This is a genomic window from Dorea sp. Marseille-P4042 (genome assembly GCF_900290215.1).
Taxonomy (GTDB): Bacteria; Bacillota; Clostridia; order Lachnospirales; family Lachnospiraceae; genus Dorea; species Dorea formicigenerans.
In genome coordinates this window covers 446,742-470,584 of the sequence record NZ_OLMI01000001.1, presented here as the reverse complement: position 1 = coordinate 470,584, position 23,843 = coordinate 446,742, and the positions used below count along the sequence as shown (strand labels likewise).

The window sequence follows — 23,843 nt, the reverse complement described above, 5'->3', positions numbered from 1 at the left end:
TATCTTGACATATCGATTACTTATGGTAAAATGAAAATGGTTTCCAAATTGAGAGGGAGTGACAAAATGGTAAAAGCCCCATATAAAACAAAACAAATGACGGAATTACATATTTTTTTAAAATCTACAAAAGGCAGACATGTAACAGTAAATGAGATTTGCGATTATTTTAAAGACAAAGGCATATCTGTTGGAACAACAACAATTTACCGACATTTGGAAAAAATGGTGAAAGAAGGCAGTGTTGCAAAATATGTAGTTGACGGAACAAGCAGTGCATGTTTTGAATACGTTGGAGAATATAATCAGGATGAGAATCTTATTTCTTATCATTGCAAATGTGAAAAATGCGGGAAGCTGATTCATCTTCAGTGTGACGAAGTTGAGAGTCTTAGAAAACATATGATAGAATATCATGATTTTCAAATGGATCCAATTCGTACAGTTTTTTACGGAATTTGTAGTGAATGTAGAAATCAACCATAATAGAATTTGAGAAAGGAGAAGGAAATGACAGGGAAAAAGAAAAAATGTATTGCAGCAATTATATGTATACTTTTTGTGTTTGTGACATTTGCTTCTCTTTTCTATATTGTAAAAGAAGCAGACCACGAATGTACAGGTGAAAATTGTCCTATTTGTGCCTGTGTGCATCAGGCACACCAGACATTGAAAAATCTAGGGACAGGAACGATTATCTGGTCGGGTACAATTTTTACAATATTATTTACACTATGTGTTTTTATGCAGTATGTGTGCATGATTCTTAACACATCTCTTGTTAGCCAAAAAGTGAGATTAAATGATTAAAATAAAACCTTCAGTAGTCAGAAAGGGTGTGGAAAAACCGTACCTTTCTGTTATTGTACTCTTTTTTATGTAAGATAGTATATAAGACAGTGGAGGTTTTATTTTTATGAAAAAAATTATATCAATTCTATTAATTACAGTTATGGTGATTCTGTGCATATCGGCTTGCGGACAGAAAAATTCCAGTACAAAAGAAGATAATCATACCGTGCAAAATAGAGGGGCAAAGATTAAAGTCGTAACAACTATTTTTCCAGAGTATGATTGGGTAAAAGAAATTGCAGGCGATGAAATATCCAATATGGATCTGACAATGCTTCTCGATAATGGGGTGGATCTTCATAGTTATCAGCCGACGGCATCGGACATTATGAAAATTTCAGATTGTGATTTATTTATATATGTTGGAGGAGAATCCGATGCGTGGGTCGATGATGCATTAAAAGAAGCGGTCAACAAGAATATGAAAGTAATTAATTTACTGGATGTATTGGGTAATACAGTAAAAGAGGAAGAAGTAAAGGAAGGAATGGAAGCAGAAGAAGAGGAAGAGTCAGGTGAAGAGGAAGAAGAGCCGGAGTATGATGAACATGTATGGCTTTCATTAAAAAATGCAAAGACTTTAACAAAAGCAATCGCTGAAGATCTCTGTGAGATTGATGAGGAACACAAGGACATATACATGCGAAATGAAAAAGCATATGAAGAAAAACTGGATACTCTTGACAAGGAATATCAGAGTACTGTCGATGCTGCATCTCAGAAGACACTACTTTTTGGAGATCGTTTTCCGTTCCGTTACCTTGTAGATGATTACGGGCTGGATTATTATGCAGCATTTGTCGGATGCTCGGCAGAGACAGAAGCAAGCTTTGAGACGGTTAAATTTTTATCAGAAAAAGTGGATGAACTTGGATTAAAAAATGTTATAACAATTGAAAAATCAGATCAGAAAATTGCAAAAACAATCGTTGAAAATACAAAAGACAAAAATCAGAATATTTTAACCTTAGATTCTATGCAGTCTACACTATCAGATGATGTAAAGAATGGAACGACTTATTTATCAGTTATGGAAAAAAATCTTGAAGTATTAAAAGAGGCTTTACAGTAGGAGGAAATATGGCACAAATTATTTGTCGGAATTTAGCAATCGGGTATGATGGTAAGGCAATTGTGCAGAATATGAATTTTTCTGTAAATACAGGTGAGTATCTTTGTGTAATTGGTGAAAATGGAGCTGGTAAGTCTACATTTATGAAAACTCTGCTCGGTCTTCAGCCGCCAATACAGGGAGAAATTTTGTTTGGCGATAATTTAAAACAAAATGAGATTGGTTATTTGCCACAACAGACAGAAGTGCAGAAAGATTTTCCGGCATCCGTGAGAGAAATTGTTCTCTCCGGATGCCAAAACCAACTTGGATTGCGTCCATTTTATAATAGAAAAGAAAAAAGTTATGCAGAAGCGATTTTGAATAAGTTACAGATTACAGATTTGGCTGAGCAATGTTACAGGGAATTGTCCGGAGGACAGAAGCAAAGAGTTTTACTTGCCAGAGCCTTATGTGCAACAAAAAAGATGTTATTGTTGGATGAACCAGTGGCAGGACTTGATCCAAAAGCCGCGAAAGAAATGTATTATTTGATTCAAAAAATCAATCGGGAAGAAAATATTACAGTTATTATGATTTCACATGATATACAGATTGCGGTAAACTATGCCAGTCATGTCATGAAAATTGGTCCGAATATTTTTTATGGAACCAGTGAAGAGTATAGAAGGGGAGGAGCGGACAATGGTGTCTAAATTGGCTTATTATTTTCAATATCCGTTCGTAAGATATGCTTTAATTGTTGGAGTACTGATTGCATTATGTTCTTCACTGCTTGGGGTTACGCTTGTCTTGAAAAGATTCTCCTTTATAGGAGATGGCTTGTCCCATGTTGCTTTCGGAGCTATGGCAGTAGCATCTGTTTTAAATCTTACGAATAATATGTTGTTTATACTGCCTGTCACGGTTATCTGTGCAATTTTATTATTGCGGACAGGGCAGAATACAAAAATAAAAGGCGATGCTGCAATTGCTATGATATCTGTTGGAGCATTAGCAATTGGTTATCTGCTTATGAATATTTTTGCAACGGGTCCGAATTTGTCTGGGGATGTGTGCAGTACGTTGTTTGGTTCAACATCTATTTTAACATTAAAAATAGAACAAGTCTGGTTATGTGTAGTTATGGCTATTGTAGTAGTCATAGTTTTTGTGGTATTTTATCACAAGATTTTCTGTGTAACATTTGACGAAACATTTGCAAAAGCTACAGGAATACAGACGGATAAGTATAATCTTCTGATTGCAGTGATTACAGCAGTGATTATAGTTCTTGCAATGAATCTGGTCGGTTCACTTTTGATTTCGGCACTTGTAATATTTCCGGCATTATCTGCCATGCGTATTTTTAAAACATTTTTTAAAGTGACAGTATGTTCGGCAGTGCTGTCTGTTTTTTGTGCAATTGTCGGAATGTTGTTATCGATTCTTGTTGGAACACCGGTTGGCTCTACTGTTGTGGCAACAGATATCGCAGCTTTTTTTATTTGTTGTGTAATTGGAAAATTTGCAGGAGGAGAATAGTGTGAAATTGTTAAAAAAACGGAGTATTACATTTTTATGTATCTGTATATGTGTGATAGGAGCCACTCATTGTGGCAAAAAGCAGGAAGACCAGAGTAACACAGCAAGATCAGTTGAACAGGTCATGGATGAACAGATAAATTCTGAAAAAGGCAATGATCAGAAAGATGCAAAGAATACAGAAAATGTGCAGAATGAAGTAGAAAAATCAAATGAAGATGATTCTTCAGATTCAGATTCAGATGTAGATTATGATCTTACGCAGATGGACAGTGATATGGTATATGCAACGATTTATCAACTTATGGTGGATCCAGACGATTATATCGGTAAAACATTTCGTATAAAAGGTACTTATTATGCAGCTGAAAATCCAAATAACGAAGAATATTATCATTGCTGCATTATTAAAGATGCAATGGCGTGTTGTGCTCAGGGACTTGAATTTGTATGGGGAGATGGCTCGCATGCATACCCAGATGAATATCCGGCAGAAGATGCAGAAATTGAAGTCCAGGGTACGCTTGAAGCTTATAAGGAAAAGAATGATGATACCACATATTGCAGACTTGCAAATGCAGATATGAAAATTATTGAATAAACGAAAAGAAGTAAGAAAATGAAAAATCTAAGTCAGAAAATAATCAAATATGTTATGAAAAGTAAAAAAAGAAAAGTATATTGTGTTTTGGGTCTGGTCTACTTTCTGGCAGTTGTATTTGTTATGAATGATGCCTGGCTATATCAGACGCCAATTGCGAAACTTACGAAGGTTGAGACGCGGATGACCGGAGAAGGGAAAAGCACTCGTGGAACGAAGGAGAAAAAATACGAGCAGAATATTCAAGGAGTTGTTCTAAACGGGAAAAATAAAGGAAAAAAAGTTTCGTTTTCTCATGAATATACTTATACAGGTATGTTGAAGCAAGGATACCATAAAGGGGAAAAAGTTTTCCTGAATGGTTCCAAAGATGATGTTGGATCGGGAATACGAGGTGTAAAAAGGGATACTGAGATTGTCATACTGCTTGGATTTTTACTTCTGCTTCTTCTTATTGTAACCGGAAGACATGGAGCATTGACTGTCGGGACAGTCATAATAAATCTAATTATATTTTTCGTGGGATTCTGGAAATGTGGAGACAGTTCGAATGTATTATCGCTTTGTAACAAATTGGTAATACTTTTTGCAGCAGCTACTTTGATTGGGCTAAATGGAATTAATAGAAAAACATGGGCAGCATTGTTGTCCACATTGTGTGTGCTCGCAATGATTATGGGGATTTTTGATCTGGTAATGAGACATATGGAAGAACTGGATTACTCCACAATGGAGTATCTTGGAAGCATTGATAATCCGGATGAAATGTTTCATGCAGAAATATTATTGTCCGGGTTGGGAGCTATTATGGATGTATCCGTTGCAATTTCTGCCGCTTTGAGTGAAATTGTCCGGAAAAAACCAGATGTAACATTTTTTGAATTGTTTAAATCAGGAAGAGAAATTGGATATGATATTATGGGGACGATGATTAATGTACTGTTATTTGTATTTGGCTGTGGACTGATTCCAATGTGTCTGATTCGGATGAATAACAGTGTGCGGTTCGTTACAATTATTAAACTTCATATTCCGTGTGAATTATGTCGATTTTTTGTTGAGAGTATTGGTATTGTATTGGCAATACCGGTATCGATTATTGTAACATCTGTTATGATGAAAATGTCTGTAAAGAAGGTGAAAAAGATATGCTGATAATACTTGGATTGATTTTGATTAGCTTGATTGTAATTGTCGGAGGAGACAGAGGAGTTGTATCTTTAATTGCTCTGGTCGGGAATTTACTTCTGCTTAGCTTTGCAATCTGGCTTATGGCAACAGGAGTACCGGTTCTATTTGTTACGGTTGGAGCGGGAATCGTGATATCCTGCATTACATTATTTTATCAAAATGGAACGAATGTAAAGACCTGGAGCGCATTTATTTCTGTGGCTATTACAATGCTGGTTTTATTTTTTGCCATTTATGTTGTAATATGGAGTACTGAGGCTGGTGGATTGAATGAAATCCAATCTGTTGGAGATGACATTTTATATTACAATATGGATTTGAATATCAGTATGCGAAATGTGATGGTTTCAGTTATTTTGCTCAGTACACTGGGGGCAATTCTCGACATGGCTCTGACAGTTACGACTTCTGTATATGAGGTGAAAAATCATAAATCCGAGATGAAATTTACAGAGCTTGTAGAAAGTGGAATGAAAATCGGAAGAGAAGTGATAGGAACAACGGTAAATACATTGCTGTTTGCATATCTTGGAGAATCACTATTGTTATTTACCTATTTGAAAATGCAAAATTATTCGTTGGAACTTTTGCTGAATTCAAAAATATTGTTTCAAAATTTTGCTTCTATGATTTTCGGTGCAATTGCCTGTGTAATGGTGATGCCGATTGCGGCAGTGCTAATGGCAAAAATGCTTGCTGTAAAATAGAAATTCAACTATACTGAAGAAAAGATTCTATTTTAAATGTAGGAGATAGGAAATGAAATCAATTTCTATTTATGCAGTGACAAGAAATCAGAACATAGAACAGTTACAAAAACTGGAACGGCAACTATCAGGAAGGGAGTATTTTCTGAAAATGCGTACATGGGAACTGGAGAGTATGAGATCTCTTGTCCGTGAACTGGAAGCGCATATGGATGAAGTATACGCCCTTCGTTTTTTTATTCCTTCCAGATTCCGAGACTTGGAAAGGAATTTGATCTGCTTCAGATCAAGGACGAGCAAATTGTGAATATTGAACTGAAAAGTGGCGCAGTATCCGATGAGACGATCCGGAAGCAGTTGACTCAGAACCGTTATTATCTGTCTGTGCTGGGGCGCCCGATTTATTCTTACACTTACATCAGCAGTCAGAACCGGCTTGTAAGGCTGACGAACCACGATCATATTGTGGAGGCTGACTGGACTGGCAGCAGTTGTGCGGGAACAGGAAAAACGCTGTTGCTTTATGATATTGCCATGAAATTATCGCAGAAGCATAAAGTATGTATGATTCACTGTGGAGAGGCCGGAAAAAAATGGGAGATTCTACATGAACGATTACGTCGGATTGACTTTTGGCCGGATAATCAGAAAAAAATACAATGAACTTAGAAGATTACAGCGCTATTCTTGTAGATGAAGTACATTTGCCGGAAGTACAGATCTTTCGCCTGACAAACCGAATCCGGACCAATGCAGAGTATCTGGCAGTGGTGCTTAACGACCGGTATTATTATGACGAAGAAGGCTATCTGAGATCAAGCACACAGGCAAGAAAAGAAATGTCTGATGTTCGAAAACTTTTTCATGACTTGAATCAGGCAAAAGAAAGTCTGGCTTTGATTATACTTGGGAATAAAGAAGTGTATGGCAGACAGTTGAATCTATTGCAGGGATAATAAAATATTTTTTCAGGCAATAAAAAGAAAAAAACACAAAATGTCACTGAAATGTTATAATCAAAATATGTTTTAATTGATAAAAATATACTGTAATCTGGCTGAGACGAGACGCCAGATTGCAGGGGGTAAATAGGAGGAATATTATGGGATTAATAAAAGCAGCTCAAGCCGCAACAGGGACGGTCATGGCAGATCAGTGGAAGGAATTCTTCTATTGTGATTCTCTTGATAACGATACACTGCTTGTAAGAGGAAAAAAGCGCACAGGAAGCCGTTCCTCAAATACAAAGGGCAATGATAATATTATTTCCAATGGCTCTGGAATCGCAGTGGCAGATGGTCAGTGTATGCTGATCGTTGATCAGGGTAAAATTGCGGAAGTGTGTGCGGAACCGGGCGAGTATACATATGATACTTCATCAGAACCAAGTATTTTTGCGGGGAATTTAAGTGACAGTATCAAGAATACATTTTTGACAATCGGAAAGAGATTCAGTTATGGCGGTGATACGGGGAAAGATCAGCGCGTATATTATGTGAATACAAAAGAAATTACAGATAATAAATTCGGAACGGCGAATCCGGTCTGGTTCCGTGTGGTAGATAAACGCATTAATCTGGATAAAGATATCGAGATCCGCTGCAATGGAGTTTACTCTTTTAAAATTACAAATCCGCTTTTGTTTTATACAAGTCTTAGCGGTAATGTAGCAGATTGTTATGAGAAAAATGAAATTATGCCACAGCTTAAGACAGAATTCGTTGATGCGCTGCAGCCGGCATTTGCTAAGATTGCAGAGATGGAGATACGCCCAAGCCAGATTCCGGCACATGCCACCGAGATTGGTGACGCCATGAACGAGATTTTGACGAAAAAATGGTCTGAGATCCGTGGACTTTCTATTGTGTCTGTTGCATTTAATCCAGTCACACTTAAAGAAGAAGATGCTGAGGCAATCCGTCAGGCACAAAATACATCTATGTATACAGATCCAAGCATGATGGCAGCCACACTTGGTATGGCACAGGCAGAGGCAATGAAGAATGCGGCCAGCAATCCGAATGGTGCTATGATGGGATTTATGGGAATGAATATGGCGAGTGGCGGCATGAATATCCAGGGACTCTATGACCAGGGAGCCGCTCAGAAGCAGGCGCAGCAAGAGCAGCAGGTACAAAAAGAGCAGAATCAGGCAAATGGACAGAATCCACAGGCGGGTGAACCCCAAAATCTGAAAAACAAAGCAGCAGCCCCGGCAGCAGGTGGAGAGATAGCGTCCTGGACTTGTTCCTGTGGTCAGGTCAACAATGGCAGATTCTGTATCGAGTGTGGTAAGCCAAAACCACAGGATGACGATAGCTGGACTTGCAGCTGTGGAACGCTCAACAAAGGAAAATTCTGCATGGAGTGTGGAAAACCGAAACCGCAGAAATTACACTATCGCTGCGATAAATGTGGCTGGGAACCGGAAGATCCTGCAAACCCTCCGAAATTCTGTCCGGAGTGCGGAGATCCGTTTACAGATGACGACAGAAGTTAACTCCAACAGGATCGCATAAAAAGAGACTTTGTAAGGAGAAGCATGAATGTCAGAGATAAAAGAATACAAATGTCCGGCATGTGGCGGTGCCATGGAATTTGACAGCAAAAGCCAGAAAATGAAGTGTCCGTACTGTGATACAGAAATCTCCGTGGACGAATATGAATCGTTGATCGCAAAGGCAGATCAGGTAGTTGCCGCGGATGCAGCATCAGATGTCGAGACAGAACAGAAGAAGGCCGAAAACTATACTGCACATGACTGGAATCAGGATGAGATTGATAATATGGTTGTCTATATCTGTCAGTCTTGTGGCGGTGAAATCACGGCAGATAAAAATACAGGCGCTACAACTTGTCCGTTCTGCGGAAATCGTGTTGTTTTAAAAGGACAGTTTGAAGGAGCGTTAAAAACGGATTATGTCATTCCATTCAAATTAGATAAAAAAGCTGCAAAAGAAGCTTATTATAAGCATCTGACAGGAAAAGCATTTATCCCGTCTGTGTTCAGACAGGAGAATCATATAGATGAGATTGTAGGTTTATATGTTCCGTTCTGGGTATTCAATATCGAATCAGAAGCTGATATATCCTATGACGCAGAAAAAATCCGTGTCTGGAAGTCCGGGGATACCGAATATACAGAACACAAATATTATAAAATCCGCCGGGGAGGCACAATCTATTTTGAACATGTGCCGGAAGACGGTTCTGTAAAAATGGATGATGCATTGATGGAATCACTGGAGCCTTATGACTTTAAAGATGCTGTATCATTTAAATCTGCGTACCTGGCAGGTTATGTTGCTGACCGATACGATGTAGACCAAGATGAATGCATGAAACGGGCGAAAAAGAGAATCAGACGGAGTACGGAAGATTCTTTTCGGGAGACTGTCAACGGATATTATGCACTTTCTACGCAGAGCAGTACAGTAAATATCCGGGATTCCAAGACCAGTTATGCCATGTATCCAGTATGGCTTCTGAATACTACGTGGAAAGGACAGAAGTACACATTTGCCATGAACGGACAGAGTGGAAAGATTGTAGGAGATTTGCCGGCGGACGAAGGTGCATTCTGGAAATATGTAGGAACAAGAGGGATTCTTATCAGTGTGATCCTTTATATCATCATGATGGTTGTCATGTTTTTGTAGGAGGGTGGGAATATGAGAGAAAATAAAATAACAAGAAAAATTTTCACCCTGCTATGTGTACTGACATTGATAGTCGGGCTTAGCATTTTGAACATCCCGGTATGTGCTGAAGAAATTCCACAGGATCGTCAACTTCCCAGACTGGTAGACGATGCAGATCTTCTGACGGACAGTGAAGAGCAGGAGCTTAACACAGAACTGGACGAAATCAGTGAAAAACAGCAATGTGACGTCGTTGTAGTGACGGAAAATTCATTAGATGGAAAAAGCGCGCAGGATTATGCGGATGATTTCTTTGATTATAATGGATATGGATACGGTGATGAAGACAGCGCTGTTCTGTTTCTTATTGGGATGGACGAACGGAAATGGGTAATTACTACATACGGCTATGGTATCACTGCATTTACGGATTATGGACTGGAATATATGGAAGATGAGTTCTTGTCTTATTTAAGTGATGGTGAATATTTGGAAGCATTTTCAAAATATGCCACACTTTGCGATGATCTTCTTACCCAGGCGAGAGATGGGCATCCATATGATGTAGACAGCGATGATGATAAGCCAGGTGTTTTCACTATGATCTTCTGGGGCGTTGTGGATCTGCTCATAGGATTTGTTGTTGCATTCATAATGGCGCAGGTGAAGAAAAGCAAATTAAAATCTGTCAAAAATCAAGTTGCTGCCAATGCGTATAAGAAACAAGGCAGTATGAAAGTGACAGCAAAAGAGGATCGATATATCAATAGTATTGTGACAAAACGCCTGATTCCAAGAGATGATGAGGATCACGGCCACAGTGGCGGAAGTACAACACATGTCAGTTCTTCCGGCCGGTCACACGGTGGACGAAGTGGTGGTTTTTAAAAATCATTTTACTTAAAGCGTAAGTCGAATGATCTGTTTTTGGTATTCATTTTTATAAGGGGTATGATACTTGTCTGTCACAACACTTTCGTACAGATCTGATGCAAAAATATTCTGCTCCAGCATATGGATATCTATACCGGCAGGCTGTGATAATTTCGAGATAACAGGAATGCCGGTATTTTTTTTGATAGAAGTAAGTACCCATGAGGATTCTTGGCGGAAACCAAGAAGTCTGGCGTATCCACACCTGGAATCTGCTGCCTGATCCGGTACATCACATTTGCTGATGCCGAGTAAAATGTGGATCAGACATCTGCTGATGCGGGAGTAAGTTACATTTTTTGTTTTTATCAGGTCGCAGAATTGAGTGAAAGTCAAAAAATCATTTCTAAATGTGATGATCCGGTTTGCAATCTCCGGTGTAATATCCAGATATCGCGTCAGTATATCTTTTGTTTCGGTCAAAAGCTTTGCTTTTAAAAGCAAGGAAAAATCATCTGCAAACACAGGAAAGCATTTGTGATAGTTTTCTTTAAAAATCTTGTGACAGTTTTGTGGCAGTTCCTGAAGTATATGATTAATAGCAGGAGTGTGATTCGCATTTTTTGTAAGTTCACAATCCTGTAATCCCTGCCGGAGTGCAGAGGCAGAGCTGAAAAGGCCACCGAGTGTCTGATCATGATATCCGGCTCCTTCGCGCGTAATTGTTACTGGTTCGATAGAACTGTTCAGACAGGAAAGCGCTTTTAGATATTCAATAGCCAGGATGTTATTTGGCGAATCCAGAATCGCGCTGATCTGTTCGGGAATACAGGATAAGGATTTGTTTTTGCCTAAATATTCTATAAAAGCCAGTTTTCTTGCGGCAGGAAATGCATTTCCATTTTTTAAATGTTTCTGAAGGAGAACTTTGTAAAGCTCGGGTTCCTTACAAAGAACATCGGCAATCTGTTGCAATATTTTTATTTCGCCGCACTCACTTCCAAAGCACAGATAATCTACACAGCCGAGAGTTTCAAGGAGGCTGACCGCACCGGTGGCAAAGTATTCTGCACTTCCGGTTGCGTAACAGACTGGTAGTTCTAAAACTACGTCGGCACCACATGCAAGTGCCATCTGGGTACGCAGATGCTTTGGCATGATGGAAGGAATTCCACGCTGAACATAGTCGCCGCTCATAATAATAATTGCAGCATCAGCTCCTGTGATTTTCTTTGCTTTTTCTAGATGGAATTCGTGCCCTTTGTGAAATGGATTGTATTCCGCGATAATTCCAACAATTTTCATACACTTTCTCCTTGTCACTGTTAATAAAATTTATTATACTATAACTATGTTTTGCTTGCAAATGAATGACAACAGGCAGGAGGGTATGTATGGAAGAGGAACAGATGCTGACAAAAGAACAGATTCTTGATATGCTTGATGCAGGTCAGTACAAAGAATTAAAAGAAGAACTGGGAAATATGTACCCCGTCGATATTGCCGAGACACTGGAAGATTTTGAGCAGAAACCGCTCGTTATGGTGTTCCGTCTCCTGGCAAAAGAAGAGGCTGCAGAAACATTTACTTATATGAACAGTGACATGCGTGAGGTACTGATCGGAGCACTTACCGATTCCGAGTTGGAAGAGGTCATGGAAGAGATGTATCTGGACGATACGGTCGATGTCCTGGAAGAGATGCCTGCGAATGTTGTGGATCGTCTTTTGATGGCTACCGATGAAGAGACAAGAGCCCAGATCAATCAGCTTTTGCAATATCCGGAAGACAGTGCCGGAAGTATTATGAATGTGGAGTACATTGCACTCCGCAAAGAGATGACGGTCGAAGAGTCTATTTTAAAAATCCGTCAGGTTGGTCTGAACCGTGAGACTATCTACACTTGTTATGTTACGGAAAAACGAAAACTGATCGGACGGGTCGATGTCAAAGAACTTCTGACAACCGGTGAATCTAGAATAATCGAAGAGATTATGGATACGAATGTGCTTTACGCGCATACAACAGACGATCAGGAAGATGTAGCTATGATGATTAATAAATATGGTCTTATTGCCCTTCCAATCGTGGATCATGAAATGTGCATGGTCGGTATCGTAACTGTTGACGATGCCATGCTTGTAATGCAGGAAGAGACAACAGAAGATATCAGTATCATGGCCGGTATGTCTCCAAGTGAAGAGACTTATTTTGGAACATCTGTTGTGGAACATGTAAAAAGCAGACTTCCATGGCTGTTATTTCTGATGCTTTCTGCGACAGTGACACAGATGATCATGAACAGCTATGAAAACGCACTTGTAGTTATGCCACAGCTTGCCGGTTTTATTCCAATGCTGACAGGAACCGGTGGAAACTGCGGTTCACAGAGTTCTACGTTGGTTATTCGTGGATTGTCTGTAGGAGAAATAGAATTTCGGGATTTATTCAAAGTTATATTTAAAGAAGTCCGGGTGGCAGCAGTGGTCAGCGTGATACTGGCAGTTGTGAATGGAATCAGGATCATCGTTATGGGACAAGGAGATGCGCTCATTGCATTATCCATTGGTGGAACCATGATCTGTACCGTCCTGATTGCAAAAGTCGTAGGCTGTACCCTTCCGATGCTTGCTTCCAAGATTGGACTCGATCCTGCAATCATGGCTACTCCGCTTATTTCTACCCTTGTAGATATCAGTACAGTAACCGTATACTTCATGATCGTCAGCCAAGTATTTCATTTGTAAAGACGTTTTGTATTTAACGTAAACAATTCTAATGTACTGAATTTAGTACGCAGATACAACTTGTCCATGCCAATTCTTTGTATTATAATGAAAACGTTGAAATAACTGAATACAAACGAAAGGAGTCTTTAAGTCATGGGATTTATTGATGATATTAAAGCGAGAGCAAAAACAAGTAAAAAGACAATTGTACTTCCGGAGACAGAGGATATCAGAACATATGAAGCAGCAGAAGCAGTTCTGAAAGAAGGAACAGCAAACCTGATTCTTGTCGGCAGCGAAGAAGAGATTGCGAAGAACAAAGGTTCTTTTGATATCAGCGGAGCAACAATCGTAGATCCTGCAAAGAGCGAGAAGACAGACGCCTACATCGCAAAACTTGTAGAATTACGTGAAAAAAAGGGAATGACAGAGGAAAAAGCAAGAGAACTTCTTCTGACTAATTATCTCTACTATGGTGTTATGATGGTTAAGATGAAAGATGCTGATGGAATGGTATCCGGAGCATGCCACTCAACGGCAGATACATTAAGACCAAGCCTTCAGATCCTGAAGACAAAACCGGGAACAAAGCTCGTAAGCGCATTCTTTATTATGGTAGTACCAGATTGTGAGATGGGTGCCAACGGAACATTCCTGTTTGGTGATTCCGGACTTGAGCAGAATCCGGATCCGGAGAAACTTGCAGCAATCGCACTTTCATCCGCAGACTCCTTTAGACTTCTGACAGAAAAAGAGCCAGTTGTAGCACTTCTTTCACATTCAACAAAGGGAAGCGCAAAACACGCTGACGTAGATAAAGTTGTAGAGGCTACAAAGATTGCAAAAGAGAATGCTCCGGAAGGACTTCTCATTGACGGAGAATTCCAGCTTGATGCAGCAATTGTTCTATCAGTTGGAGCATCTAAAGCACCGGGAAGCCCGGTTGCGGGAAAAGCGAATGTACTGATCTTCCCAGACCTTGATGCTGGAAACATCGGATACAAATTAGTTCAGAGACTTGCAAAAGCAGAAGCTTACGGTCCTCTTACACAGGGAATCGCAGCGCCTGTCAATGATCTCTCCCGTGGTTGCAGCGCTAAGGATATTGAGGGTGTAATCGCAATTACAGCAGTTCAGGCAATGGCAGAAGATAAATAAATTTCATATCTTTAATGATCAGTCATATGCATTTTGCACAAAAAATATGCATATGGCTGAAATTTTTTCAAATTAGGGATAGACATTAGGGACGAAAGTCCTTATTATATAAATTAAGAATTCTAATCTAAAAGAGAGGTAAATGAAATGAATGTATTAGTAATCAACTGTGGAAGTTCTTCACTGAAGTTCCAGCTCATCAACTCTGAGTCAGAGAAAGTACTTGCAAAAGGACTTTGCGAGAGAATCGGAATTGATGGAAGCCTTACATACCAGCCAGCAGGCGGTGAGAAGGTTAAATCTGACAAAGCTATGCCTACACATACAGAGGCTATTCAGTTTGTAATCGACGCATTAACAGATGCCGAGACAGGTGTTGTTAAGAGTCTGGATGAGATTGGGGCAGTCGGACATCGTGTCGTACATGGTGGAGAGAAGTTTGCAAGCTCTGTTGTAATTACTGATGAGGTAAAAGCTGCAATTGAAGAGTGTAATGATCTTGCACCACTTCACAACCCGGCAAACTTAATCGGTATCAATGCATGCCAGAAGTTAATGCCTGGAACACCGATGGTAGCTGTATTCGATACTGCATTCCATCAGACAATGCCGGAGAAAGCTTACATGTATGGTCTTCCATATGAGTATTATGACAAATACAAAGTAAGAAGATATGGTTTCCATGGTACAAGCCACAGCTTTGTATCTAAGAGAGCTGCTGAGCTTGCAGGAAAATCTTACGATGATCTTAAGACAGTTGTCTGCCACCTTGGTAACGGTGCAAGTATCTGTGCAGTAGAGAATGGAAAATCCGTAGATACATCTATGGGTCTTACACCGCTTGAGGGACTTGTAATGGGAACACGTTCTGGAGATATTGATCCGGCTATCCTTGAGTTCGTAGCTAAGAAAGAGGGACTTGATATTTCTGAGCTTATGACAATGCTCAACAAGAAGTCAGGTGTATATGGACTTTCCAACAACCTTTCAAGCGACTTCCGTGACCTTGAGAACGCAGCTAACGAAGGAAATGCTCAGGCTAAAGTAGCTCTTGAAGTATTTGCTTACCGTGTTGCAAAATACGTTGGAAGCTACGTGGCAGCTATGAATGGTGTTGATGTAATTGCATTTACAGCAGGAATCGGAGAGAACTCAGGTACAGTTAGAAGCGCTGTTCTGAAATATCTTGGATACCTTGGAATTACAGTAGATGAGAAAGCAAATGATACTCACGGAGAAGAGATCACAATTTCTACACCAGATTCAAAAGTTCTTGTTATGGTTATTCCTACTAACGAAGAGCTTGCAATCGCGCGTGAGACAGTAGCATTAGTTTAATCTGAAACTATTGTAAAAAGTTATTGATTTGATTATTTACACCCTTCCGTACGAATACGGAAGGGTGTATGTCTGTAATAATTACAAGATGTAGAATATTTTCCGGACAGAACAAAGTATGATGTATAGTTCGAAAAGAAGATGTGTATAAAAATATTTGGAATAATCAAATAATAATTTCTAAAATGTAGTTGACAAACAGCTTTTCCATGATATAATAGACAGGTATGAATAGGGGTGATTAATATGTTGATTGACCTATCCAATGTCTTATCCGAACCACACAGATCTGTTGATGAGACAGTTCCATGTGAACTTAAAATATTTCGGAATGGGCTTGGTGAGTATCCGGTCACTGAAAGTTCTGATATTCATGTAAAGATTAATTATATGGAGAACGGAAAACTTCAGATAGAAGGAACTTGCAAGCTGACTGTAGAGATTCCGTGTGACAGATGTCTAGAACCGGTGGTAACAGTGTTTGATCTGAATATTTCACGCATTACAAAGGGAAATGTCACAGATGAGAGTGAAGTGGAATCAGAGGATTTAGACGAAGCAAATTATATTGACGGATATACACTCGATGTTGATCAACTGGTCGGCAGCGAGATTCTAATAGGGTGGCCGACGAAGATTCTGTGTAGCGAAGACTGTAAAGGGATTTGCAACGTATGTGGTCAAAACCTGAATCAGGGAACTTGTAACTGTGAAGATACGAGTCTTGACCCTAGAATGTCAGTTATCCGCGATGTTTTTAAGAATTTTAAGGAGGTGTAACCTATGTCAATTTGTCCAAAGAACAAATCTTCAAAAGCTAGAAGAGATAAGAGAAGAGCTAATTGGAAGATGAGTGCTCCGAACCTGGTAAAATGCAGCAAGTGCGGCGAATTAATGATGCCTCATAGAGTCTGCAAGGCTTGCGGAAGCTACAACAAAAAAGAAATCATTGCTCAGGACTAATGAGCAAGAAATGAACAGAAAAACTGTATTTCAAGAGTTGAGAGTTAATCAGCTTATGAAATACAGTTTTTTTATTTTATTCAAAAGACGTATGGTTCTTACTTTTTTATTGGGTTTTTGGCAAATAGTGGACAGAAAGGAACAATTAAGGTATATTTAAAATAGTTATTTTTACCATCGTTTTAGTCATATGAATCAATTAAACAACATTATGATGTCCGAGTTTGGAAACTTCAAGCTGGGCGATTTGGGAATCGCACGTACGATGGAAAAGACTACAGGCGCCTGCCATTTGTTCCGGAAAAGAAATGTTAGAAGCAATTACAGCCTGTAAGCTTTCAAAGGAAAAGGAAATTGAGCAAACAGAAGTCTATGAGGATGAGTGCTGGGATGACTATGATGGAGAGACGATTGGAAGTTAAGGATTGAAAAAATGAAATTCTGTGGTATAGTAAAACCTGAGTAAAATAGAAGTAGAGGGACAGATTATGAATGACATTTTATACCGCGCAGCAGCGTATCTGCTTATTATTGCACTTGGAGTTTTTCTGAAGAAAGTCGGATTTTTTCATGAACAGGATTTCCGTACACTTGCAAAAATTTTGTTAAATATCACGTTGCCATGTGCAATTATCTATTCATTTTCAAAAGTAGATTTTCAGATTTCGCTTTTAACAGTGACAGGATTTAGTCTTTTTGTTGGAATTCTTATGATGTTTATTGCGTTTTTTACATCGAGAATAACAGGAAAAAAAGAGAATATTCCGTTTGATATTTTGAATTTGTCAGGATACAATATCGGAAATTTCTGCCTGCCGTTTGCACAGAGCTTTTTAGAGCCGCTCAGTCTTCTTGGCATCACACTATTTGATATGGGAAATGCTTTTTATTGTAACGGTGGGGCAAAGGCAGTTGCGGAAGTATTTAAAAATTCTATACATAGAGTGCCGGGAACAGAGACCGGTACCAAAATGCAGTTAAAAAATTCGCTGAAGACTATGGGGCGGGCATTGAGTAGATCCACACCGTTTCTTGTTTATTTTGGGATGTTGATCGTTTTGATTCTTGGGATTCCGATTCCCAGACTAGTATTGTCGGTTACACAGATTGGCTCCAATGCCAATGCATTTACGGCGATGCTGATGATCGGGGTCGGATTCAAACTGAATATTAAAAAAGATGGAATCAGTCATGTGATCCGGATTTTGTTCACGCGTTATGCAGTGACCATATCATTTGCTGCGATTGCTTTTTTCTGTCTGCCATTCCCACTGCAGATCAGACAAGCGCTTGTTCTTGCATTTTTAAGCCCGATTGCCAGCGCTTGTCCGGCTTATACAGATGCTCTGGGAGAAGATTATGAGCTTTCCAGTACAATTAATTCCATTTCGATGCTGATCAGTATCGGACTGATCACAGCTGCATTGATTGTCATGTTGTAAAGATACGTGTTGATTTTTCCGGTGATGTTTAGTAGAATATTACCAGTAGAGACAGGAGGAAATATCATGTCAGAAATTACAACAGTAGTACTGGATGCTATGGGTGGAGATAATGCTCCGGCTGCAATGATTGACGGCGCAATTGATGCCATTTCCAAGGAAAAGAATGTAAAAGTCATTCTGGTCGGTATTGAAGACGTCATAAGAAAAGGTCTGGAAGGCAAGACCTACAATCCAGAGCAGATCGAGATCGTGAATGCGACAGAAGTGATCGAGACAGCAGAGCCGCCGGTACATGCTATACGCAGGAAGAAAGATTCTTCCATCGTAGTCGGGATGAAGCTTGTAAAAGAGGGAAAAGCAGATGCTTTTGTGTCAGCCGGAAGTTCAGGCGCGATTCTTGTGGGCGGACAGGTGATCGTTGGCAGAATCAAAGGTGTTGACCGTGCGCCATTAGCTCCGCTTATTCCAACGGAAAAAGGAGTTTCTCTTTTGATTGACTGTGGTGCGAATGTAGACGCCAGACCGGCACATCTTCTTCAGTTTGCCAAGATGGGTTCCATCTATATGGAGAATGTTCTTGGTATAAAGGATCCGAAGGTAGGTATCGTGAATATCGGTGCGGAAGAAGAGAAGGGCAATGCACTGGTCAAAGACACATTTCCACAGTTAAAAGAACTTCCGGGAATTAATTTTATCGGAAGTGTGGAGGCGAGAGAGATTCCACATGGCCAGGCAGATGTAATTGTCTGTGAAGCATTTGTGGGAAATGTGATCTTAAAGCTTTATGAAGGACTGGGGGCTGTTCTTGTCGATAAGATCAAAGGCGGTATGATGTCCACTCTTCGAAGCAAGATTGGCGCGCTTCTTGTAAAACCGGCGCTTAAGACGACTTTGAAGACATTCGATGCTACAGAGTACGGTGGAGCTCCGCTTCTGGGACTGAACGGTCTTGTAGTTAAGACCCACGGAAGTGCGAAAGCAAAAGAAGTGACGAATACGATCATTCAGTGTGTCACATTTAAACAACAGAATATCAGTGAGAAAATCAAAGCAAGTATTCAGGCGGAAGAAGCTGCCACTGAATAAAAGAATGAACAAACAAGCAAAAGGAGACGTAATTATGGAGTTTGAAAAACTGAAAAAAATTATTGCAGAGGTCTGTGATGTTGACGAGGACAAAATTACAATGGATTCTACATTCAAGGATGACCTGGACGCAGATTCCTTGGATGTATTCCAGATTGTTACAGCTATAGAGGATGAGTTTGAACTTGAGATCAGTGATGAAGATGCTGAGAAGATCGTGACGGTAGGAGATGCTGTTGAGCAGATCCAGAATGCAACTGGAAACAACTAAGATATAATAAGTGAGAAAGTCCGGAAAAAGGGCTTTCTCTCTTTCTGACTATAGGAGAATGAGCATGAAGAGAAATTTAAAAGAACTAGAACATAGAATCGGATATACATTTCAGGATTTTGCGCTTCTTAAGAAGGCGATGAGTCACAGCTCCTATGTGAATGAAGAGCATCTTCCGAAGTATGAATGTAATGAGCGCCTGGAATTCCTGGGTGATGCAGTACTGGAACTTGTGTCCAGTGAATTTTTATTTTTTGAACATCCGACAACTCCGGAAGGAGAATTAACAAAGACCCGCGCCAGCATGGTTTGCGAACCGGCACTCGCATTTTGTGCACGGGAGATTGAACTTGGAGAATATCTGCTTCTTGGAAAAGGAGAGGATGCAACAGGAGGAAGGAAGAGAGAATCTGTTACTTCTGATGCTATGGAGGCACTGATTGGTGCAATCTATGTAGACGGTGGTTTTGCTAATGCAAAAGAGTTTATCAACCGATTCATTTTAAAAGACCTGGAGAATAAAAAGCTCTTTTATGATAGCAAGACTATCCTGCAGGAAATTGTGCAGGCACATTTTAAAGAAGAACTTTCTTACCATCTGGTTGGGGAAGAGGGGCCGGATCACGATAAAACTTTCCAGGTCGAACTTCAAATCGGAGAACAGGTCTATGGAATCGGAAAAGGACGTACAAAAAAGAGCGCAGAACAGGAAGCTGCCTACAAGACCATTCTGAAGCTCCACAAAAAGAATATAAAGTAGGTGTTGTATGTATTTAAAAAGCATAGAAGTGCAGGGGTTTAAGTCCTTTGCAAATAAGATAAAATTCGATTTTCACAACGGTATTACAGGCATTGTCGGACCAAACGGAAGTGGTAAGAGTAATGTAGCCGATGCGGTGCGGTGGGTACTTGGTGAACAGCGTGTCAAGCAGCTTCGAGGCGGCACAATGCAAGATGTTATCTTTTCCGGTACAGAGAACCGTAAACCGTTAAGCTATGCGTCTGTAGCAATCACATTGGATAATTCAGATCATAAACTTGCGATTGATTTCGAAGAAGTTACGGTAACAAGAAAGTTATACCGTTCTGGTGAAAGTGAATATCTGATCAATGGCAGTGCATGCCGGCTGAAAGATATTAATGAATTATTTTATGATACAGGTATCGGCAAAGAAGGATACTCCATTATCGGACAGGGACAGATTGACAAGATCTTAAGTGGTAAACCGGAAGAGCGGCGAGAGTTGTTTGATGAGGCTGCCGGCATTGTAAAATTCAAAAGACGTAAGAGTATGTCTGTGAAGAAGCTGGAAGAGGAACAGCAGAATCTGATCCGTGTCAATGATATTCTTTCAGAGCTTGAGAAGCAGGTCGGCCCATTGGAACGGCAGTCTGAGAAAGCACGAGAATATCTGAAGAAAAAAGAAGAACTGAAGACTTATGATATCAATATGTTTCTGTTAGAGGCAGACCGCCTGAAAGAGCAAATCCGGGATGTGGAAGCAAAAGATAATCTGACAAAGGCTCAGATGGGAGAAGCAAACCGCTTGTATGAAGATACAAAGCAGGAATATGAAAGTATTGAAGAACAAGTCGATACGATGGACGCGTCTATTGAGACTTATAATCGCAAGCTTACTGAGACAAGCATGTTAAAACAACAGTTGGAGAATCAGATTGCTCTTTTGAAGGAGCAGATCCACAGTGCCAGAATGAATGATGAGCATTACGCGAATCGGGCCCAGTCCATTGAACGGGAACTTTCTGAGCGTGAGGAACAGCTTGGTACTCTGATTTCGGATCAGACAAGACTCCAGGCAGAATTAGATTCCGGTCGAAAAGCAGAAACACTTGAAAAAGAGAATCTGAACAAGCTTCAGATCCGTATTGCAAGTCTTAGTTCTGATATTGAAAAGAACCAGAATGATATTCGGGAAATTCTCGGAAACCGTGCATCCACAAAAGCTCAGATCCAGAAGTTCGATACTATGATGGAACAGATCCAGGTGCGGAAATCCGGACTGAACCAGAGATATTTTGGTGCGCAAAGTGAAGCCGGTTTTCAGAAAGAACAATATGAGACATTTTATGCGGAATTAAAAGAAGTATCAGATCAGATTATTTCCTTTGCAGAAGAGAAGAAGAACTATGAATCACAGATTCAGGAACTTCAAAAGTCTCTAAATGAAAAAAATGAGCGGATCCGTGCAAGTCAGAGTGCTTACCACAGAGAGCATTCACGCCTGGAGTCTCTTAGAAATATGACTGAACGCTACGACGGATACGGTAACAGTATTAAGCGTGTTATGGATAACCGCAGTCATGAAAAAGGGCTGTTAGGTGTTGTTGCAGATATTATTAAAGTAGAGAAAAAATATGAGACAGCCATTGAGACGGCTCTTGGCGGCAGTATCCAGAATATTGTTACAGATAACGAACAGACAGCAAAACGTATGATTGAATTTTTGAAAAAGAATAAATTCGGTCGTGCAACATTCCTCCCACTGACGCAGATCCGTTCCTATGGAGGAATCGCTCAGCCACAGGCATTGAATGAAGAAGGAGTTATCGGTCTTGCAGACACTCTTGTTATGGTGGAAGACAAGTATCTGGAACTGGCAGGCTCTCTGCTTGGCAGAACACTGGTTGTCGATCATATTGACCACGGACTTGCCATTGCAAGAAAATACAGACAGTCTATTCGAATTGTAACGCTGGAAGGTGATCTCATCAATCCGGGCGGTTCTATGACTGGTGGAGCATTCAAGAATTCCAGCAACCTTTTAAGCAGACGCCGTGAGATAGAAGAGCTGGAGCAGGCTGTCCAAAAACTCCGCGCTGATGTAGCAAAGACAGAGCAGGAGATCGCGGAGCTGAAAAACAATCGTTCCAGTTACTATGATAAAATCGAACAGATCAAAGATTTACTACAGAAAGCATATGTCCGCCAAAATACAGCGAAGATGAATGCCGATCAGGCAAAGAGCAAGATCGAAGCAGCGAATCAGACTGCGCTGGAAATTCAGGAAGAGACACAGCAACTGGATCAGGAGATCAGTGATATCATGGATAATCAGCAGTCCATCAATGTAGAGCTGGATACGTCTGAACAGTTAGAACGTGACCTGAATAAACAGATTGAAGAAGGGCAGACAAAGTTAGATGATTTGAAACATCAGGAAATATTACAGCAGCAGGCTTCGGAAAATGCACATTTATCCTGTGCTGCTACAGAACAAAAGGTTCTGTTCGTAATGGAAAATGCAGAACGTATTCAGGAAGAGATGCAAAAATTCCGCGAAGAGTTGAAGGGGCTGGAAGCAAGTAAAGGCGGTACGAGCAAAGAAATCGAGGAAAAAGAATCTCAGATTCAGGAACTGCGCCAGACGATTGAGAATTCCGGAGAATTATTTGTGGAAATTCAGGATGAGATTGAAAAGGCGAAGAAGACACGTGAAAATCTAAACCAGCGCCATAAAGATTTCTTACAGAAGCGTGAAGACCTCTCCAGGCAGATTTCTGATCTGGATAAAGAAATCTTCCGTCTGGAGAGTCAGAAAAACAGTTATGAAGAAGCTGCCGAGAAGCAGATCAATTATATGTGGGAAGAGTATGAACTCACTTATAATCGTGCGATGGAGCTTAGGAATGAAAATTTAACGGATGTTGCAAAGATGAAAAAGCGTATTCAGGAATTAAAAGGAGAAATACGCGCTTTAGGAAATGTTAATGTCAATGCCATTGAGGACTATAAAAATGTATCGGAGCGATATGAGTTCTTAAAGACGCAGCATGATGATCTCGTGGAAGCAGAAGCAACACTGGAAAAAATTATCGCAGAATTGGATGAAGCGATGCGAAAGCAGTTCACAGAGCAGTTCGCACACATTTGTCAGGAATTCGACCACGTATTTAAGCAATTGTTCGGAGGTGGAAAAGGTACATTGGAACTGATGGACGATGAAGATGTTCTGGAAGCAGGAATTCGTATTATTGCTCAGCCGCCTGGAAAGAAACTGCAGAATATGATGCAGTTATCTGGTGGAGAGAAGGCTCTGACAGCAATCTCATTATTATTTGCAATTCAGAATCTCAAGCCGTCCCCGTTCTGTCTGCTTGACGAGATTGAGGCAGCACTGGACGATAGCAATGTTGACCGTTTTGCACAGTATCTGCATAAGCTTACAAAGAATACACAGTTCATTGTCATTACGCACAGACGAGGTACAATGACTGCGGCAGACCGTCTGTACGGAATCACCATGCAGGAAAAAGGAATTTCGACACTTGTGTCCGTCAGTCTTCTGGAAGATGAACTGGACGATTAGAGAAAGCGCAGGTAAGATAGAACGTAGAAGTATGTCATGCAATTGCATGACGCGCACCTCGCAG

General features: G+C 40.2%; 25 protein-coding genes. 24 read left to right on the top strand and 1 reads right to left on the bottom strand.

From position 1 onward, the window contains the following. The first annotated feature begins 66 nt into the window (after positions 1-66). From C7E02_RS02475 to C7E02_RS02420, 14 genes are all read left to right on the top strand, one after another. Complete coding sequence (locus tag C7E02_RS02475; protein ID WP_005336540.1) at positions 67-486, top strand: Fur family transcriptional regulator; 420 nt, start codon at positions 67-69, stop codon at positions 484-486. Between the two features lie 24 nt (positions 487-510). Beyond that, entirely contained in the window at positions 511-810 is a 300-nt protein-coding gene (locus tag C7E02_RS02470; RefSeq protein ID WP_105308734.1) for a hypothetical protein, read from the top strand. 106 nt (positions 811-916) lie between these two features. After that, positions 917-1,924, top strand: a complete 1,008-nt coding sequence (locus C7E02_RS02465; RefSeq protein WP_105308733.1) for a metal ABC transporter substrate-binding protein — start codon at positions 917-919, stop codon at positions 1,922-1,924. Between the two features lie 8 nt (positions 1,925-1,932). Further along, positions 1,933-2,619 carry a metal ABC transporter ATP-binding protein gene (locus C7E02_RS02460; protein ID WP_005336537.1) on the top strand — a complete coding sequence of 229 codons (687 nt, stop codon included), beginning with the start codon at positions 1,933-1,935 and terminating at the stop codon, positions 2,617-2,619. Further along, on the top strand, positions 2,609-3,448 hold the full coding sequence (locus C7E02_RS02455; protein WP_022279054.1) for a metal ABC transporter permease: 840 nt from the start codon (positions 2,609-2,611) through the stop codon (positions 3,446-3,448). Before C7E02_RS02460 ends, C7E02_RS02455 begins: the two co-directional genes overlap by 11 nt. 1 nt (position 3,449) lies before the next feature. Continuing rightward, positions 3,450-4,049 carry a hypothetical protein gene (locus C7E02_RS02450; protein ID WP_022279055.1) on the top strand — a complete coding sequence of 200 codons (600 nt, stop codon included), beginning with the start codon at positions 3,450-3,452 and terminating at the stop codon, positions 4,047-4,049. 18 nt (positions 4,050-4,067) lie between these two features. Then, positions 4,068-5,204, top strand: a complete 1,137-nt coding sequence (locus C7E02_RS02445; protein WP_005336533.1) for a YibE/F family protein — start codon at positions 4,068-4,070, stop codon at positions 5,202-5,204. Continuing rightward, the gene (locus tag C7E02_RS02440; RefSeq protein ID WP_105308732.1) at positions 5,198-5,947 is read left to right on the top strand and encodes a YibE/F family protein; all 750 of its coding nucleotides are present in this window, start codon (positions 5,198-5,200) and stop codon (positions 5,945-5,947) included. The genes C7E02_RS02445 and C7E02_RS02440 overlap by 7 nt, the downstream gene beginning before the upstream one ends. Before the next feature lie 52 nt (positions 5,948-5,999). Further along, positions 6,000-6,254 (top strand): hypothetical protein, encoded by a 255-nt coding sequence (locus C7E02_RS19560; protein WP_005336530.1) that lies wholly within the window; start codon positions 6,000-6,002, stop codon positions 6,252-6,254. Further along, positions 6,251-6,610 carry a hypothetical protein gene (locus C7E02_RS19555; protein ID WP_242978723.1) on the top strand — a complete coding sequence of 120 codons (360 nt, stop codon included), beginning with the start codon at positions 6,251-6,253 and terminating at the stop codon, positions 6,608-6,610. Before C7E02_RS19560 ends, C7E02_RS19555 begins: the two co-directional genes overlap by 4 nt. Next, on the top strand, positions 6,607-6,903 hold the full coding sequence (locus C7E02_RS19550; RefSeq protein ID WP_242978722.1) for a hypothetical protein: 297 nt from the start codon (positions 6,607-6,609) through the stop codon (positions 6,901-6,903). Before C7E02_RS19555 ends, C7E02_RS19550 begins: the two co-directional genes overlap by 4 nt. A 146-nt stretch (positions 6,904-7,049) precedes the next feature. Next, complete coding sequence (locus tag C7E02_RS02430) at positions 7,050-8,447, top strand: SPFH domain-containing protein (protein ID WP_105308731.1); 1,398 nt, start codon at positions 7,050-7,052, stop codon at positions 8,445-8,447. A 46-nt stretch (positions 8,448-8,493) separates the two neighbouring features. Beyond that, on the top strand, positions 8,494-9,606 hold the full coding sequence (locus C7E02_RS02425) for a hypothetical protein (protein WP_105308730.1): 1,113 nt from the start codon (positions 8,494-8,496) through the stop codon (positions 9,604-9,606). A gap of 12 nt (positions 9,607-9,618) precedes the next feature. Beyond that, positions 9,619-10,476, top strand: a complete 858-nt coding sequence (locus C7E02_RS02420) for a TPM domain-containing protein (protein WP_105308729.1) — start codon at positions 9,619-9,621, stop codon at positions 10,474-10,476. 12 nt (positions 10,477-10,488) lie between these two features. Here C7E02_RS02420 and C7E02_RS02415 read toward each other — a convergent pair whose 3' ends face one another. Beyond that, entirely contained in the window at positions 10,489-11,766 is a 1,278-nt protein-coding gene (locus C7E02_RS02415; protein ID WP_105308728.1) for a nucleotidyltransferase, read from the bottom strand. 89 nt (positions 11,767-11,855) lie between these two features. Here C7E02_RS02415 and mgtE point away from each other — a divergent pair, with 89 nt between their 5' ends. The 10 genes from mgtE (at position 11,856) to smc (ending at position 23,779) form a co-directional block, all read left to right on the top strand. Beyond that, the gene (mgtE, locus tag C7E02_RS02410) at positions 11,856-13,208 is read left to right on the top strand and encodes a magnesium transporter (RefSeq protein WP_105308727.1); all 1,353 of its coding nucleotides are present in this window, start codon (positions 11,856-11,858) and stop codon (positions 13,206-13,208) included. 135 nt (positions 13,209-13,343) lie between these two features. Continuing rightward, entirely contained in the window at positions 13,344-14,348 is a 1,005-nt protein-coding gene (pta, locus tag C7E02_RS02405) for a phosphate acetyltransferase (protein WP_105308726.1), read from the top strand. 147 nt (positions 14,349-14,495) lie between these two features. Then, positions 14,496-15,686 (top strand): acetate/propionate family kinase, encoded by a 1,191-nt coding sequence (locus tag C7E02_RS02400; protein ID WP_005332597.1) that lies wholly within the window; start codon positions 14,496-14,498, stop codon positions 15,684-15,686. A gap of 246 nt (positions 15,687-15,932) precedes the next feature. Further along, positions 15,933-16,466 (top strand): YceD family protein, encoded by a 534-nt coding sequence (locus C7E02_RS02395; protein WP_005336517.1) that lies wholly within the window; start codon positions 15,933-15,935, stop codon positions 16,464-16,466. Positions 16,467-16,469: 3 nt separating this feature from the next. Next, positions 16,470-16,649: a 50S ribosomal protein L32 gene (gene rpmF, locus C7E02_RS02390; RefSeq protein WP_005332600.1), complete on the top strand. Its 180-nt coding sequence runs from the start codon at positions 16,470-16,472 to the stop codon at positions 16,647-16,649. A 488-nt stretch (positions 16,650-17,137) separates the two neighbouring features. Further along, on the top strand, positions 17,138-18,091 hold the full coding sequence (locus C7E02_RS02385; protein WP_105308725.1) for an AEC family transporter: 954 nt from the start codon (positions 17,138-17,140) through the stop codon (positions 18,089-18,091). A 66-nt stretch (positions 18,092-18,157) separates the two neighbouring features. Further along, entirely contained in the window at positions 18,158-19,180 is a 1,023-nt protein-coding gene (gene plsX, locus C7E02_RS02380; protein ID WP_029730455.1) for a phosphate acyltransferase PlsX, read from the top strand. 34 nt (positions 19,181-19,214) lie between these two features. Further along, positions 19,215-19,451, top strand: coding sequence for an acyl carrier protein (acpP, locus tag C7E02_RS02375; RefSeq protein ID WP_005336507.1), 237 nt, complete (start codon positions 19,215-19,217; stop codon positions 19,449-19,451). A 64-nt stretch (positions 19,452-19,515) separates the two neighbouring features. After that, entirely contained in the window at positions 19,516-20,211 is a 696-nt protein-coding gene (gene rnc / locus C7E02_RS02370; RefSeq protein ID WP_005336505.1) for a ribonuclease III, read from the top strand. A 7-nt stretch (positions 20,212-20,218) separates the two neighbouring features. Beyond that, a complete protein-coding gene (gene smc / locus C7E02_RS02365; protein ID WP_105308724.1) occupies positions 20,219-23,779 on the top strand; it encodes a chromosome segregation protein SMC in 3,561 nt (1,186 codons plus the stop codon). The last annotated feature ends 64 nt before the right edge of the window (positions 23,780-23,843 follow it).

Bases quoted from the DNA above. Each gene is read 5' to 3' on its own strand.
- C7E02_RS02475 (WP_005336540.1), top strand. From the start codon at position 67: ATGGTAAAAGCCCCATATAAAACAAAACAAATGACGGAATTACATATT.
- C7E02_RS02470 (WP_105308734.1), top strand. From the start codon at position 511: ATGACAGGGAAAAAGAAAAAATGTATTGCAGCAATTATATGTATACTT.
- C7E02_RS02465 (WP_105308733.1), top strand. From the start codon at position 917: ATGAAAAAAATTATATCAATTCTATTAATTACAGTTATGGTGATTCTG.
- C7E02_RS02460 (WP_005336537.1), top strand. From the start codon at position 1,933: ATGGCACAAATTATTTGTCGGAATTTAGCAATCGGGTATGATGGTAAG.
- C7E02_RS02455 (WP_022279054.1), top strand. From the start codon at position 2,609: ATGGTGTCTAAATTGGCTTATTATTTTCAATATCCGTTCGTAAGATAT.
- C7E02_RS02445 (WP_005336533.1), top strand. From the start codon at position 4,068: ATGAAAAATCTAAGTCAGAAAATAATCAAATATGTTATGAAAAGTAAA.
- C7E02_RS02440 (WP_105308732.1), top strand. From the start codon at position 5,198: ATGCTGATAATACTTGGATTGATTTTGATTAGCTTGATTGTAATTGTC.
- C7E02_RS19560 (WP_005336530.1), top strand. From the start codon at position 6,000: ATGAAATCAATTTCTATTTATGCAGTGACAAGAAATCAGAACATAGAA.
- C7E02_RS19550 (WP_242978722.1), top strand. From the start codon at position 6,607: ATGAACTTAGAAGATTACAGCGCTATTCTTGTAGATGAAGTACATTTG.
- C7E02_RS02430 (WP_105308731.1), top strand. From the start codon at position 7,050: ATGGGATTAATAAAAGCAGCTCAAGCCGCAACAGGGACGGTCATGGCA.
- C7E02_RS02425 (WP_105308730.1), top strand. From the start codon at position 8,494: ATGTCAGAGATAAAAGAATACAAATGTCCGGCATGTGGCGGTGCCATG.
- C7E02_RS02420 (WP_105308729.1), top strand. From the start codon at position 9,619: ATGAGAGAAAATAAAATAACAAGAAAAATTTTCACCCTGCTATGTGTA.
- C7E02_RS02415 (WP_105308728.1), bottom strand. From the start codon at position 11,766: ATGAAAATTGTTGGAATTATCGCGGAATACAATCCATTTCACAAAGGG.
- mgtE (WP_105308727.1), top strand. From the start codon at position 11,856: ATGGAAGAGGAACAGATGCTGACAAAAGAACAGATTCTTGATATGCTT.
- pta (WP_105308726.1), top strand. From the start codon at position 13,344: ATGGGATTTATTGATGATATTAAAGCGAGAGCAAAAACAAGTAAAAAG.
- C7E02_RS02400 (WP_005332597.1), top strand. From the start codon at position 14,496: ATGAATGTATTAGTAATCAACTGTGGAAGTTCTTCACTGAAGTTCCAG.
- C7E02_RS02395 (WP_005336517.1), top strand. From the start codon at position 15,933: ATGTTGATTGACCTATCCAATGTCTTATCCGAACCACACAGATCTGTT.
- rpmF (WP_005332600.1), top strand. From the start codon at position 16,470: ATGTCAATTTGTCCAAAGAACAAATCTTCAAAAGCTAGAAGAGATAAG.
- C7E02_RS02385 (WP_105308725.1), top strand. From the start codon at position 17,138: ATGAATGACATTTTATACCGCGCAGCAGCGTATCTGCTTATTATTGCA.
- plsX (WP_029730455.1), top strand. From the start codon at position 18,158: ATGTCAGAAATTACAACAGTAGTACTGGATGCTATGGGTGGAGATAAT.
- acpP (WP_005336507.1), top strand. From the start codon at position 19,215: ATGGAGTTTGAAAAACTGAAAAAAATTATTGCAGAGGTCTGTGATGTT.
- rnc (WP_005336505.1), top strand. From the start codon at position 19,516: ATGAAGAGAAATTTAAAAGAACTAGAACATAGAATCGGATATACATTT.
- smc (WP_105308724.1), top strand. From the start codon at position 20,219: ATGTATTTAAAAAGCATAGAAGTGCAGGGGTTTAAGTCCTTTGCAAAT.